The sequence below is a fragment of the Moritella sp. 28 genome (assembly GCF_018219435.1).
Classification (GTDB): Bacteria; Pseudomonadota; Gammaproteobacteria; order Enterobacterales; family Moritellaceae; genus Moritella.
Genome location: NZ_CP056121.1, coordinates 241,348 through 254,717 on the forward strand (window position 1 = coordinate 241,348; position 13,370 = coordinate 254,717).

15 protein-coding genes are annotated in these 13,370 nt (G+C 40.7%); 10 read left to right on the forward strand and 5 right to left on the reverse strand.

The annotated features are described in order from the left end of the window. The first annotated feature begins 7 nt into the window (after window positions 1-7). On the forward strand, window positions 8-1,270 hold the full coding sequence (murA, locus tag HWV02_RS01130; RefSeq protein ID WP_211678124.1) for a UDP-N-acetylglucosamine 1-carboxyvinyltransferase: 1,263 nt from the start codon (window positions 8-10) through the stop codon (window positions 1,268-1,270). Window positions 1,271-1,340: 70 nt separating this feature from the next. On the opposite strand, the gene degS is transcribed toward murA, so the two are convergent. From degS to HWV02_RS01145, 3 genes are all read right to left on the reverse strand, one after another. Next, window positions 1,341-2,426: an outer membrane-stress sensor serine endopeptidase DegS gene (degS, locus tag HWV02_RS01135; protein ID WP_255546997.1), complete on the reverse strand. Its 1,086-nt coding sequence runs from the start codon at window positions 2,424-2,426 to the stop codon at window positions 1,341-1,343. Window positions 2,427-2,523: 97 nt separating this feature from the next. Then, complete coding sequence (locus HWV02_RS01140; RefSeq protein WP_211689502.1) at window positions 2,524-3,885, reverse strand: Do family serine endopeptidase; 1,362 nt, start codon at window positions 3,883-3,885, stop codon at window positions 2,524-2,526. A gap of 67 nt (window positions 3,886-3,952) precedes the next feature. Further along, complete coding sequence (locus HWV02_RS01145; protein WP_211678126.1) at window positions 3,953-4,324, reverse strand: YhcB family protein; 372 nt, start codon at window positions 4,322-4,324, stop codon at window positions 3,953-3,955. Between the two features lie 179 nt (window positions 4,325-4,503). On the opposite strand from HWV02_RS01145, the gene zapE reads away from it, so the two are divergent. The 9 genes from zapE to sspB all read left to right on the forward strand — a co-directional run bounded on the left by zapE (window position 4,504) and on the right by sspB (window position 12,117). Further along, the gene (gene zapE, locus HWV02_RS01150) at window positions 4,504-5,616 is read left to right on the forward strand and encodes a cell division protein ZapE (RefSeq protein ID WP_211678127.1); all 1,113 of its coding nucleotides are present in this window, start codon (window positions 4,504-4,506) and stop codon (window positions 5,614-5,616) included. A 251-nt stretch (window positions 5,617-5,867) separates the two neighbouring features. Continuing rightward, window positions 5,868-6,800, forward strand: a complete 933-nt coding sequence (gene coaA / locus HWV02_RS01155) for a type I pantothenate kinase (protein WP_211678128.1) — start codon at window positions 5,868-5,870, stop codon at window positions 6,798-6,800. A gap of 247 nt (window positions 6,801-7,047) precedes the next feature. Then, the gene (gene rplM, locus HWV02_RS01160; RefSeq protein WP_067045873.1) at window positions 7,048-7,476 is read left to right on the forward strand and encodes a 50S ribosomal protein L13; all 429 of its coding nucleotides are present in this window, start codon (window positions 7,048-7,050) and stop codon (window positions 7,474-7,476) included. An 18-nt stretch (window positions 7,477-7,494) separates the two neighbouring features. Continuing rightward, on the forward strand, window positions 7,495-7,887 hold the full coding sequence (gene rpsI / locus HWV02_RS01165; RefSeq protein ID WP_211678129.1) for a 30S ribosomal protein S9: 393 nt from the start codon (window positions 7,495-7,497) through the stop codon (window positions 7,885-7,887). Between the two features lie 381 nt (window positions 7,888-8,268). Further along, window positions 8,269-8,859, forward strand: a complete 591-nt coding sequence (gene petA / locus HWV02_RS01170) for a ubiquinol-cytochrome c reductase iron-sulfur subunit (RefSeq protein WP_211673710.1) — start codon at window positions 8,269-8,271, stop codon at window positions 8,857-8,859. Next, window positions 8,859-10,073, forward strand: coding sequence for a cytochrome bc complex cytochrome b subunit (locus tag HWV02_RS01175; RefSeq protein WP_211673711.1), 1,215 nt, complete (start codon window positions 8,859-8,861; stop codon window positions 10,071-10,073). The genes petA and HWV02_RS01175 overlap by 1 nt, the downstream gene beginning before the upstream one ends. After that, window positions 10,073-10,873, forward strand: coding sequence for a cytochrome c1 (locus tag HWV02_RS01180; protein ID WP_211678130.1), 801 nt, complete (start codon window positions 10,073-10,075; stop codon window positions 10,871-10,873). The genes HWV02_RS01175 and HWV02_RS01180 overlap by 1 nt, the downstream gene beginning before the upstream one ends. Before the next feature lie 113 nt (window positions 10,874-10,986). Further along, window positions 10,987-11,622 (forward strand): stringent starvation protein SspA, encoded by a 636-nt coding sequence (gene sspA / locus HWV02_RS01185; protein WP_006032937.1) that lies wholly within the window; start codon window positions 10,987-10,989, stop codon window positions 11,620-11,622. 3 nt (window positions 11,623-11,625) lie between these two features. After that, the gene (gene sspB, locus HWV02_RS01190; RefSeq protein WP_211678131.1) at window positions 11,626-12,117 is read left to right on the forward strand and encodes a ClpXP protease specificity-enhancing factor; all 492 of its coding nucleotides are present in this window, start codon (window positions 11,626-11,628) and stop codon (window positions 12,115-12,117) included. 101 nt (window positions 12,118-12,218) lie between these two features. On the opposite strand, the gene HWV02_RS01195 is transcribed toward sspB, so the two are convergent. After that, the gene (locus HWV02_RS01195; protein WP_255546998.1) at window positions 12,219-12,773 is read right to left on the reverse strand and encodes a BON domain-containing protein; all 555 of its coding nucleotides are present in this window, start codon (window positions 12,771-12,773) and stop codon (window positions 12,219-12,221) included. Continuing rightward, complete coding sequence (locus HWV02_RS01200) at window positions 12,770-13,366, reverse strand: SIS domain-containing protein (protein WP_211673714.1); 597 nt, start codon at window positions 13,364-13,366, stop codon at window positions 12,770-12,772. Before HWV02_RS01200 ends, HWV02_RS01195 begins: the two co-directional genes overlap by 4 nt. Window positions 13,367-13,370 lie beyond the last annotated feature (4 nt).

The following is a 13,370-nucleotide window of genomic DNA, read 5'->3' on the forward strand; positions in this document are numbered from 1 at the left end:
GATTAGAATGGATAAGTTTTTAATTAAAGGTCCTTGTCAGTTAAATGGCGATGTGACTATTTCGGGTGCTAAAAATGCTGCACTGCCGATTTTATTTGCCACATTGCTAAGTGATGAAACGATCACTCTTAAGAATGTTCCTGAATTAAGAGATATTAAGACCACGCTGCAATTGTTACGTGAGCTTGGTGCACAGGCTGAACGCAACGCAGAAGGTGATGTTGTTATTACTGCTGGCTCTGTTAATTGTCAAAAAGCCCCTTATGAATTAGTTAAAACGATGCGAGCATCGATCTTAGCATTAGGTCCTTTGACGGCTAAATTTTCGACTGCGGATGTGTCTTTACCTGGTGGTTGTGCAATCGGCGCTCGTCCTGTGAATCTACATATTCATGGTTTAGAGATGATGCAAGCGGACATTCGCGTTGAAGAAGGCTACATTAAAGCCCGCGTTGATGGTCGTTTAAAAGGTGCGCGTATCTTAATGGATATGGTCAGTGTAACAGGTACTGAAAATCTATTAATGGCAGCAGTACTTGCTGACGGGATCACCTCTATTGAGAATGCAGCAAGAGAACCTGAAGTGGTTGATCTAGCTAACTTCTTGAATTCACTTGGTGCTAAGATTAGTGGTATTGGTTCTGACGTATTAACCATTGAAGGTGTTGAAGCGCTTCATGGTGGTACATATACAGTGCAACCTGATCGTATCGAAACGGGTACTTTCCTTGTTGCTGCGGCTGTCACTGGTGGTAAAATTAAATGCCATAAAACAGACCCTTCATTACTCGATGCTGTATTGCTAAAGCTTGAAGAAGCGGGTGCTACGGTTGAGACTGGTGATGATTGGATCACGCTTGATATGCAAGGTCGTGAATTAAAAACGGTAAATATCAAGACTGTGCCTTACCCTGGTTTTCCAACAGATATGCAAGCACAGTTCACGGTATTAAATACAGTGGCGAAAGGTACTTCAACTATCATTGAAACGATTTTTGAAAACCGTTTCATGCACGTGCCTGAATTAGCGCGTATGGGCGCAGACATTGAACTGGAAGGTAATACGGCTATCTGCCGTGATACAGAGAGTTTAACTGGCGCACAAGTGATGGCAACAGACTTACGCGCGTCTGCAAGTCTTGTTATCGCTGGTTTCCTCGCGAAAGGTGAAACAACGGTTGAGCGTATTTATCACATTGACCGTGGTTATGAGTTTATTGAAGATAAGCTACAAGGCTTAGGCGGTAATATTACGCGTATTAAAGGTTAATATTCCTCTGACAGTATAATAAATAAAAAGGGCGCATTGATATGCGCCCTTTTTGTATCTACGTGTTGTGTTATGGCTGTAGTGCTTGTAGTTCACCTAGCTTGACTGAGATATCAAACTGCTTACCGTCTCGTATTACCGTTAAGTTAATTTTTGAGCCAGGACGTTGCTCCGCTACCACATCCATTAACCAGATTACATTATCAATTTCAGTACCATTGAATTTGATTACCACATCACCCGCGATTAACCCGGCTTTCTCTGCTGGCGAGTTTGGTGCGGTATTTTGTATGACAATACCTTGGTTGGCTTCCAAGCCGAGTAATTTAGCCATAACAGCATTTATTGACGTACCTTCAATACCTATATAACCACGGATCACGCGACCATTGGCAATCAATGCATCCATAATTTTAACCGCGAGCGGGTAGGGGATCGCAAAGCTGATACCCATGGTTTCAACATTTTCGGCCAATTGGAATGATGCCGTATTAATGCCCACTAATTCACCTAGACTATTTACAAGCGCACCACCCGAGTTACCTTCGTTAATTGCGGCGTCCGTTTGTAAGAAATTCTGATGGCCAGTGGTGCTCATTCCAATACGACCACGGGCACTAATAATACCTTGGGTGATAGTTTGCCCTAAGTTGTATGGGTTACCAATGGCGAGTACCACATCACCAATATTGGTCTGTTCATGTTTACTTTGTGGGATACTGGGTAAATTTTTGGCATCGATGTTTAACACTGCAAGGTCGGTATATTTATCAAAACCAATTAACTCGGCGGTAAAAAACCGTCCGTCTTGGAGCGCAACAATTATTTGATCTGCATTGGCAATAACGTGATAGTTTGTGAGTAAATAACCCTTCTTATTCATGATCACGCCAGAGCCAAGACTTTGCGGACGTAATGTCGGCTTACTATTAATGGTTGATTTTTGGTAGGTGCGTGTATAAATATTGACAACTGAAGGCGCAGCGCGTTTAACGGCGGCAGAAAAACTCATTTGCTCATTAAGGCCGAGTGAAAATGGTTGAGTGAGTGCTAAACCTTGTTTATTTTTTAATTGTGGTAATGCTAAAAGCAATATCGTTGCGACAACGATACCGAGTAAGATACTTTTTGAAATATATGACAACAAACCTTGCACTGAGATATCCCTACGTTACCCATCAAAAATAGCAACGTAGAGAATAGCATCTCTTTCTAGGAGAATGTAGAAAATTACTTATAAAGTGCTGTAAGTGCTAACGCAACACTAAGAACAAATGCTGGTTACCACGGTTGATATTAAGTGCCAGTGTGGCTTTATCTTCACTGAGTAACTTACGTAACTGGACTAAATTTTTCACTTTATGCTTGTTAACACCAATAATAATGTCACCTTCCTCCAAGCCCGATATCGCGGCTATTGAGCGGGGTTCTACTTTCTCAATTCGCACACCTTGATTGTTGTCAGTACTAACTAGTGCAGCGCCTTCAAGCCCTGGATGTAGGTTACTGGCATTTGCGATATTATTGTCAGCGGGCTTTAATGTTGCGATGAGACGTTTTTCTTTATCATCTCTGATTACGCCTAAAGTGATTTTTTTATCAGCACCTAATGTTCCAATCCTAGCTCTTAACTCACTGAAACTACGGATCTTGTTGTTATTAACACTGACAATTATGTCACCGGCCATTAAGCCAGCCTCTTCAGCTGCAGAGTTGGGAGTGACTTGGTTAATGAATGCGCCATATTGCACATCAATATCAAACGCCTTAGCCAGATCTGCAGTTAATTCTTGGCCTGTAACACCTAATACGCCACGGCGAACTTCGCCATGTTCAATAATTTGCTGTACCAGATTGTTAGCCATGTTGGCGGGTATCGCAAAACCGATACCGACGTTACCGCCATTTGGCCCTAATATCGCAGTGTTAATACCGATTAACTCACCGCGTAAATTAATTAATGCTCCGCCGGAGTTACCGCTGTTAATTGCAGCATCGGTTTGGATGAAGTTTTCTAGATTTTCTAATTGGAGCCCAGTTCGACCTAAAGCACTGACAATACCAGATGTCACTGTTTGGCCTAAACCAAAGGGGTTACCAATGGCTATTGTGAAATCACCGACGCGTAATTTATCCGAATCGGCGAATTTAATCTCGGTTAAGTTTTTTGCTTTAATTTGCAATAGGGCAATGTCACTGCTTTTATCCGCACCGATGAGTTTGGCATCATATTCATGGCCATCTTTCAGCATAACTTGGATCTCATCGGCATCAGCAATCACATGATTGTTGGTGAGGATGTAACCTTGTTTGGCATCGATGATTACACCAGAACCTAGACCTTGAAAAGGTTGAGTTTGTTGTTGAGAGCCTGGGCCATCAGGGCCCAAAAAATAGCGAAATGCTTCTGGGATACGCTGTTGAGATACCTTAGTTCCAGATACGGAGATATTTACGACGGCAGGGGTGACTTGTTCTAATATCGGCGCAAGACTGGGTAAGGCTTGTCCTGCAACAGCGGGAGGGAAAGCTGCTGTTGCAGGTAAACTTGCTAACCCCATTGCTGTACTTAATGCTAAAGCAGTGAGTGTTTTGAAGTGTAATTTAGGTTTCATAACAGTTTAAGCCTTTAAAAATTAGAAGCATAAACAGTTAGGTGTAGTTAAAAGCTAAAAGTTCAAGTTATTTGTTCAGTAACCCTGAACTCGTACTTGAATAATCCTTTGGTTGCCCTTCTATCGGTTCTGCAGGGTCTACGACTTCTTTGGTTTGAAAAGGAATATCTTTAACGGCAACATTATCTAATAAGTGTTTGGCGTTGCTGGCTAAATGCTGTTGCATTTCTACATAGGTATCAGACAATTTCATTAATAATGCTTCGGTGCTGGTGAAGTGTTCATTCACATCATGTTTGTATTGTTCAATTTCAGCTTCTTTGGCCAGTAGCTTACCCTTAAACTTACCTGTTTGATCTTTTGTGTTGGTCATCTTTGCAATAGAAAAACCGATAATAATACCGATAACCAAACTAATTAATATTTCAAGATAGGGCATATACACCTCGTTAAATGGTAATTTGTATTCTACTAATACGGGACACTCATTCTGATACTCTAATATAAGCTCCTTAGTTTTAAAATAGTGTATTTCAAAAGAATACAACATGGTAGCATTGATTAATATTAATGCGTGGTGAGCAAGGCGTTAAAAACAGTAAAGGATTAGCAATTATAATGACCCCAATAGAAAAATATCAGCTTGATTTAAAGCGCCCTGACTTTATGTTTGATGCGGCACAAGAGAATGCTGTAATCGCATTACAGCGGCTGTTTGATGAATTGTTAGCGGTGCCAGACAAATCCGTCAAACGCAGTTTCTTAGCCAAGTTGAAAGGGTTAAGATCAAAGCCTGCACCGACGCTAATGAATCCAGTTAAAGGTATTTATTTTTGGGGAGGGGTAGGAAGAGGTAAGACCTATTTAGTTGATACTTTCTACGATTGTCTCCCGTTCGAAAATAAAACTCGTATTCACTTTCATCGTTTTATGCATCGAATCCATCAAGAGCTGAAAGGATTAGCGCAACAAAAAGATCCATTGAAAGTGATCGCAAAGAAGCTAGCTAACGAAACTCGTGTCATTTGTTTTGATGAATTTTTTGTCTCGGATATTACTGATGCGATGATTTTAGGCACATTATTTGAAGAATTATTTTCTCATCAAGTTATCTTGGTTGCCACATCAAACATTATTCCTGACGAGCTTTACCGTAACGGCTTGCAGCGTGCGCGGTTTTTACCTGCGATTCATTTGATTAATCAAAATTGTGACATTATTAATGTGGATAGTGGTGTTGATTATCGGTTACGTACCTTAGAGCAAGCTGAAATTTATCATTTTCCATTAGATGGCGTGGCTCAGAAAAATTTAGACCAATACTTTCAACAATTATCTTGTGATCCCCGCCAGTATAATCAGTCGATAGAAATTGAAAACCGTCAAATACCCACGTTAGCAGAAGCGGATAGTGTGTTGATGATTGATTTTGCGGAGTTATGTGGAGGGCCGCGTAGTCAGGTTGATTACATGGAGATCTCCCGTATTTATCACACCGTATTATTAGCCAATGTGAAACAAATGGGGCGACTAAGGGATGATATTGCTCGTCGCTTTATTGCGATGGTAGATGAGTTTTATGAGCGTAACGTTACCCTAATTATTTCGGCCGAGTTTGAAATGTCAGCCTTGTATAGTACTGGTTTACTCGATTTTGAATTTCGCCGTTGTTTATCACGCTTACAAGAAATGCAATCTCATGAATATTTGGCGCGTGAACATTTACCTTAGGCTAACAACGACGAAAACACGCCTACTTTCAGCACTAAGTAGGTAGTTTTTGTGCGCGTTAGTAAAATAAATACTGTAATAAACGTATTTATTGATTGAGTTACGGTGAGTATATAGGCTATTGTTTCGGCGGACATGGACTGAGAAAGTGACGTTAATAGTGTTATTACGTCATTAGATCCATTGCAAAGGCTTGCTTCTAGATAGATGAAGCAAGTGATTATCATGGCATTAAGTAGGCTTTTAGTTTAATGAATTACTCACCATACCAAGTGTTTGACAGGGAATATTGGGCTGAACTTAGAGAGTCAGTACCTTTGACCTTATCAGCTCTAGAGTTAAAGCAGTTACAAGGTATTAACGAACGTGTTTCTATTGAAGAAGTGTGTGATATTTACCTGCCGTTGTCACGTTTGCTTAACTTATATGTCACGAATCGAATTCAACGCCGCCTTGTTCGCGATCAATTCTTGGGTCGTAAAGTGGCTAAAGTACCCTATATTATTAGTCTCGCGGGGAGTGTTGCTGTCGGTAAAAGTACCACAGCCAGAATTTTGCAAGCATTATTACAATGCTGGAGCGAACATCCGAAGGTCGCGTTAATCACCACTGATGGCTTTCTTTATCCAAATGCGCATTTAAAAGAGCATGGTTTGATGAAGCGTAAAGGCTTTCCTGAAAGTTATGACATTAATGCCCTAGTGAAATTTGTTGCTGATATTAAGTCGGGTCATGGCCGTGTTACGGCACCCGTTTATTCACATTTTTCTTATGATATAGAAACAGACCAAGAAATGGTTGTTGAACAGCCTGATATCGTTATTCTGGAAGGTTTAAATGTCTTACAGTCGGGATTAGAATACCCTAATGATCCGCATCGAGTATTTGTTTCTGATTTTGTCGATTTTTCTATTTATGTGGATGCAGAGACTGCAAACCTCGAGAACTGGTATGTGCAACGTTTCTTGCAGCTACGAGAAAGTGCTTTTACTGATTCAAGTTCATATTTCCATCATTACGCCAAACTGGGTGAGGGTGAAGCAAAAGATGTGGCATTGAACATTTGGCGTACAATTAATGGCAAAAACTTAGTAGAAAATATCTTACCAACGCGAGAACGTGCTAACCTCATTCTAACTAAAGGCCAAAATCATCAAGTGCATCAAGTTAAATTGCGGAAATAATCTTAATTTCAGTCATTTTCTTGGTCTTATTCGATGTTTTTTGAGATTAATCCTATTTTTTTTAAAATATAGGTGAAATTTCGCTCATTTCTCTTTATAATACGCGCTGCCCACGAACAAGGTGCTGTGGTGGTTCCTTGTCCTAATGACGCCATGTACTTATTCGAAGGGATGAGCAAGGTATATAGTTCATATATAGATAACTATATGTGATAGTTTAAACAAATTTTATTGGGTTCAATATAAAATGAAAACTTTTGTTGCTACACCAAGCACGATCAAACGTGAATGGTTCGTTGTTGACGCTGAAGGTAAAACTTTAGGTCGTCTTGCGACTGAAATCGCTACTCGCTTACGTGGTAAGCACAAGCCTGAGTACACTCCTCATGCTGATACTGGCGATTACATCATCGTTGTAAACTGTGAAAAAATCGTTGTAACTGGTAACAAAGCGAAAGGTAAAATTTACTACTCGCACACTGGTTACATTGGCGGCATAAAATCAATTAGCTTTGAAAAGCTTATTGAAAAAGCTCCAGAGCGTGTTATCCAGTCTGCGGTTAAAGGTATGTTGCCAAAAGGTCCTCTAGGCCGTGCAATGTTCCGTAAGATGAAAGTATACGCAGGTCCTGAGCACAATCATGCTGCTCAACAACCACAAGTTCTAGACATCTAATTTACGGAATTTAAGCAAATGGCAGAAAATCAATACTACGGCACTGGTCGTCGTAAAAGTTCAACAGCTCGTGTATTCATGAAAGCTGGTACTGGTCAACTAACTATCAATAAACGTTCTTTAGAGGTTTATTTTGGTCGTGAAACAGCTCGTATGGTTGTTCGTCAAGCACTAGAATTAGTTGAACTACAAGACAAATTCGACCTAAACATCACTGTTTCTGGTGGTGGTACTACTGGTCAAGCTGGCGCAATCCGTCACGGTATCACTCGCGCACTTATGGAATATGACGAAACTCTTCGTCCTACTCTACGTGCAGCTGGTTTTGTTACTCGTGATGCTCGTCAAGTTGAACGTAAGAAAGTTGGTCTTAGAAAAGCACGTAAACGTCCACAGTTCTCAAAACGTTAATTCGTTTTTTGGTGGTTCGCTTTATTGCGACGAAAGCCTGGCATATGCCAGGCTTTTTTTTGTCTTTTTTTTGTCTTTTTTTATTTAACTAGGTTATATCTTTGTTAAATGTAATGTTGTTTCTTACTTGCGCGACAGTACTTAACACAGAAAGAGAGCTACTTGCTCTGTTTACTGAGTCATAAGCGACAGATATTGACTTAATCACTGAAAATTCATGATTAATGTCTCATTATCCTTGTAAAAATGTAACCAATTAATTAAAATTCAACGGCATTTATGTAACTTTTTTAGCTAATAAAAAGTTATCTTTTTTGAAATGGTATTCACTGCAAGATAATAACAATAATTTGCGCTGAGTCCGAATGGGAGAATAATTGGATGAGCAATGCGCCTGTTGATTCTGGTCGTCGTCGCTTTTTGACCGCTGCTACATGTGTAGTTGGTGGTGTTGGAGCTGTCGGCGCAGCCGTACCTTTTATCAAATCTTGGAATCCGAGTGCTAAAGCTAAAGCAGCTGGCGCTCCGGTTGAAGTTGATATTAGTAAAATTGAACCTGGTCAGTTAATTCGCGTTGAATGGCGAGGCAAACCTGTATGGGTTGTATCTCGTACAGAAAGCGTGTTAAACGAACTTGAACAGCATGATGGTTCGTTACGCGATCCGGCATCAGAACAAGAACAACAACCAAATTACGCACAAAACAAATATCGCTCGATTAAATCAGACTTATTTGTAGCCGTTGGTATTTGTACTCACTTAGGGTGCTCTCCAACTTATCTGCCTGATAGCTTTGGCGAACAAGTCGAAGGTGTTTCTTCTGGTTTCTTCTGTCCATGTCATGGTTCTAAATTTGATATGGCTGGTCGTGTATTCCAAGGTGTACCTGCACCGTTGAATCTAGTCATACCACCGCATTATTATATTGATAACACGACGATTCTAATCGGTGTAGATAAGGGAGCTACCTAATGCTTGGTAAATTAGTCAATTGGATTGATGACCGTATCCCAATGACGGATACATGGAATAAACACGCTGGTCAATATCCAGCGCCGAAAAACTTTAACTTCTGGTATTACTTTGGCATTTTAGCTACGGTTGTGTTTGTTAATCAGATCCTGACGGGTATCTGGTTAACGATGAATTATAACCCATCTGGTGATGGTGCTTTTGCTTCAATTGAATACATCATGCGTGATGTTGAATTTGGCTGGTTGTTACGTTATATGCATTCTACGGGTGCTTCAGCATTCTTTGTGGTGGTGTATCTGCACATGTTCCGTGGTTTGATGTACGGTTCATACCAAAAACCACGTGAATTATTGTGGGTCTTTGGCTGCTTAATCTTTTTAGCACTGATGGCTGAAGCTTTCATGGGGTATCTACTTCCATGGGGTCAAATGTCATTCTGGGGTGCACAGGTTATTATCTCTTTGTTTGGTGCGATTCCAGTAATTGGTGATGATTTAACACTTTGGATCCGTGGTGATTATGTAATCTCGGGTGCGACATTAAACCGTTTCTTTGCGCTACACGTTATTGCTGTGCCATTAGTACTTGTGGTATTGGTGTTCTTACACATCGTTGCACTGCATCACGTTGGTTCTAATAACCCAGACGGTATTGAAATCAAAGAAAACAAAGATGAAAATGGTTGGCCGAAAGACGGTATTCCATTCCACCCTTACTACTCTGTGCACGATGCTGTTGCGGTAGTGGTGATGCTTATCTTATGTAGTATTGTTATCTTCTTTATGCCTGAGGGTGGTGGTTACTTCTTAGAAGCGCCAAACTTCGAAGCGGCAAATCCATTGAAAACACCGGATCATATTGCGCCAGTGTGGTATTTCACCCCATTTTACGCTATTTTACGTGCGGTTCCGGACAAACTTGGTGGCGTGATCATGATGGGCCTAGCTATTGTGATGCTTTTCCTAGTGCCTTGGATCGATCGCGGAAAAGTGAAATCAATCCGTTATCGTAGTGTTTGGCATAAATTAAATTTAGCTCAGTTTGTTATTTGTTTCATCATTCTTGGCGTACTAGGTACATTATCACCAACACCTGGCCGTACATTATTGTCGCAAGTTACCACATTAGGCTACTTTGGCTATTTTGCTCTGCTGTGGTTCTACAGTAAGAATGAAACCACTAAACCATTACCAAAAAGGGTGACAATGTAATGAAAAAATTATTTATCGCGTTACTTACCCTATTGCCTATGGCTGCATTTGCATCTGGTAATGCTGCGCATTTAGATGAAGCAAATTATGATTTAAGAGACAAAGCATCACTGCAAAATGGTGCTAAAATCTTCATGAATTATTGCTCTACTTGCCACTCGACTCAATATCAACGTTATTCACGTGTTGCTGATGATCTGGGTATCGGTCGTGATGTAATGACTGAAAATTTGGTATTTACAGGCGTTAAAGTAGGCTCATTAATGAAAACTGCTATGCCTGCTGAAAGTGGTGCGAAATGGTTTGGTGCTACACCACCAGACCTAACACTCGAAGCGCGTTTACGTGGTGCAGATTGGGTTTATACTTACCTGCGTTCTTTCTATATTGACGAAACTCGCCCATTTGGTGTGAATAATGTAGTATTCCCAAGTGTGGGTATGCCGCATGTACTTGAAGAACTGCAAGGTACAGCGCGTCTTTTAGAAATAAAACATAACGAAGAAGAGCTAGATCTGCCGGAAGGTGCTAGAATTGTTAAAGAAACCGAAGTTGTTGACGCTAATGGTGTTGCAACAGGTGAAATTCTGACTAGCTACCTAAGTCCCGATGGAAACGGTGAGTTATCAGCAGAAGAGTTTGATGAAGCAATGCTCGATTTGGTAAACTTCTTAGTTTACTCGGCAGAGCCTAATCAGCTTGAACGTCAAGAGATGGGCTTCTGGGTTATTGGATTCTTACTGATTCTACTTGTATTTACTTGGTTCCTGAACCGTGAATACTGGCGTGATATCCACTAACCACTGAGATGTTGCCGCATTACTTGTAAAAGTTGCTGGTAAAAGAATTACGTACCGCCAATGCTAGTTTAGGCTATCATTGGCGTTTGTGTTTACAATTTATTGGAGGTGGCATGGCATTAGCTGCTAATAAACGTTCAGTTATGGTGTTATATTCGGAGCCGACTGATCTATATAGTCATCAAGTCCGAATCGTCTTAGCTGAAAAAGGCGTAAGTGTTGATATTCATCAGGTTGATCGTAATAACCTACCTGAAGATCTAATTGATTTGAATCCATATCAGACAGTACCAACATTAATCGACCGTGAACTGACATTATATAACTCACGTATCATCATGGAATATCTGGATGAGCGTTTTCCGCATCCACCTTTGATGCCGGTTTATCCTGTGTCTCGTGGTAGCAGTCGTTTAATGATGCACCGTATCGAGAACGATTGGTATTCATTAGTGACGAAGATCATGAAAGGCTCTGTTGAAGAAGCTGCTGTAGCGCGTAAGCAACTACAAGAAGCATTAATGAGTATCAGCCCAATTTTCGCTGAATACCCATATTTCATGAGTGAAGAGTTCAGCTTAGTTGATTGCTATATGGCTCCGTTACTATGGCGCTTGCCTGAGCTAGGTATCGATCTTCCAGGTCAAGCTGCAAGTGAGTTAAAGAACTATATGCTTCGTGTATTCGACCGTGAATCATTCCAAGCATCTTTAACTGAACAAGAACGTGAAATGAGAATGTTAATGTAAGTTATGGATAAAATGACCCCAATTCGTCCCTATCTATTACGTAGTCACTATGAGTGGTTACTTGATAATGACTTAACACCACATATTGTTGTTGATGCGCATATTGCTGGTGTTTATGTACCGCAGCAGTTTGTTCAAGATGGCCAAATTGTGTTGAATATTGCCCCAACAGCTGTGGTTGCTTTTGAGCTAAACAACACCGCGTTGAGCTTTAATGCTCGTTTCGGTGGAGTGCCATTTGATGTTTATGTGCCAATTGCGGCTATTACTGCTATCTATGCACGTGAAAATGGTGCTGGTAGTATGTTTGAACCGGAACAAGCATATATCGACCAAGCCGAGCAAGAGAGCGCGGAAGCGGCTGTTGAGCCAAGTGAAGAGAGAAGTACGCCGGCTCTAGTGAGTGCGCCTGCGGTTAGCTCTGATGATGAGAGCGAAACACCTGAGCGTCCAAAACCTGCTAAAGGTAGACCCTCTTTACGGGTCATTAAGTAACATAACACTTAATTAACTAATAGATGCAGTACTTGAATTTGTCGACGGACATCATTCAGTACTGCATTTTTTTATGCTAGATTTACAAAACTGTTCGCTGATTAGCGATAATCAAATACTTTAATTACTTTATCTACACCTACGACATAACGCGCCGCTTCGGCAACTTTATCGCCTTCTTCTTTAGTTACTCGTCCAATTAAGAATACTTCGGCATTTTCAGTGATCACTTTAATTCCCAGCGGTTCAACATCTTTTAAATTAAGAATACTGGTTTTCACTTTTGTGGTAAGCCAAGCATCCTTACTGGCTTGTTCAAATGAGATTGGTGTACCTAAACGGATCTGGTTATATACTTGCTGCACAGACGCTGTGTTTGCGGCAATATCGACGATTGTATTACGCTCAGCTTCGGTTCTAACTTGACCTGATAGTAATACTTTACTGTTGTTGGTTAAAATATGCAGGTTGTTATTTAACAGTAGTTGTATGTTGGTATCATTAAGCCCTGCTGTGATATCCAAGGTAATTGTTTCATCATCAATTAACTGGCTAAAACTACCGGTGTTACTGCAGCCTTGTATAACTGCAAAGCTCAGTATTGTGATACTGATAGTCAGCCAATATTTAAGTTTTCTTGCCACTGCTATACTCATTCTTCGAACTCTTGTTGTGGGAATAAGGTTTGATCGATAATGTCACAAAGACAATTTATGATCAGAGCATGTACTTCTTGTATTCTTGCTTCCCGGCGCGATGGTACGCGGACTTCGGCATCGTGTGGACCTAATAACCCAGATATTTCCCCACCGTCTTTACCGGTTAAAGCGACAATAGTCATATTGCGTGTTAGCGCTGCTTCAATCGCTTTAATGACATTACGACTGTGACCGCCTGCAGAGATGACAACCAGAATATCACCGTCATTTCCCAAGGCTCGCACTTGTTTAGAATAAACCATATCAAAGCTGGTGTCGGTGCCAATGGCTGTCATTAGCGTACAATCTGGGGTTAATGCCAATGCTGGTAAGCTTGGGCGTTCGGTTTCGTAACGATTTAATAATGATGCAGAAAAATTTTGTGCCAAGCTAGCTGATGCACCATTACCACAGATTAAGATCTTGTTACCGTTTAATAAGCATTGTGCCATCATCATGGCTGAGTTTTGAATGTATTCGGGTAACGCCTCGGCTGCGGCGATCTTAGTTTGAATACTTTCAGTAAAATTTTCTTTAATTAGCTCTAACATGGGT

What these genes read in the sequence shown, in the direction of transcription:
- murA (WP_211678124.1), top strand. Translation starts at nt 8, where the DNA reads ATGGATAAGTTTTTAATTAAAGGTCCTTGTCAGTTAAATGGCGATGTG.
- HWV02_RS01140 (WP_211689502.1), bottom strand. Translation starts at nt 3,885, where the DNA reads ATGAAACCTAAATTACACTTCAAAACACTCACTGCTTTAGCATTAAGT.
- HWV02_RS01145 (WP_211678126.1), bottom strand. Translation starts at nt 4,324, where the DNA reads ATGCCCTATCTTGAAATATTAATTAGTTTGGTTATCGGTATTATTATC.
- zapE (WP_211678127.1), top strand. Translation starts at nt 4,504, where the DNA reads ATGACCCCAATAGAAAAATATCAGCTTGATTTAAAGCGCCCTGACTTT.
- coaA (WP_211678128.1), top strand. Translation starts at nt 5,868, where the DNA reads ATGAATTACTCACCATACCAAGTGTTTGACAGGGAATATTGGGCTGAA.
- rplM (WP_067045873.1), top strand. Translation starts at nt 7,048, where the DNA reads ATGAAAACTTTTGTTGCTACACCAAGCACGATCAAACGTGAATGGTTC.
- rpsI (WP_211678129.1), top strand. Translation starts at nt 7,495, where the DNA reads ATGGCAGAAAATCAATACTACGGCACTGGTCGTCGTAAAAGTTCAACA.
- petA (WP_211673710.1), top strand. Translation starts at nt 8,269, where the DNA reads ATGAGCAATGCGCCTGTTGATTCTGGTCGTCGTCGCTTTTTGACCGCT.
- HWV02_RS01175 (WP_211673711.1), top strand. Translation starts at nt 8,859, where the DNA reads ATGCTTGGTAAATTAGTCAATTGGATTGATGACCGTATCCCAATGACG.
- HWV02_RS01180 (WP_211678130.1), top strand. Translation starts at nt 10,073, where the DNA reads ATGAAAAAATTATTTATCGCGTTACTTACCCTATTGCCTATGGCTGCA.
- sspA (WP_006032937.1), top strand. Translation starts at nt 10,987, where the DNA reads ATGGCATTAGCTGCTAATAAACGTTCAGTTATGGTGTTATATTCGGAG.
- sspB (WP_211678131.1), top strand. Translation starts at nt 11,626, where the DNA reads ATGGATAAAATGACCCCAATTCGTCCCTATCTATTACGTAGTCACTAT.
- HWV02_RS01195 (WP_255546998.1), bottom strand. Translation starts at nt 12,773, where the DNA reads ATGAGTATAGCAGTGGCAAGAAAACTTAAATATTGGCTGACTATCAGT.
- HWV02_RS01200 (WP_211673714.1), bottom strand. Translation starts at nt 13,366, where the DNA reads ATGTTAGAGCTAATTAAAGAAAATTTTACTGAAAGTATTCAAACTAAG.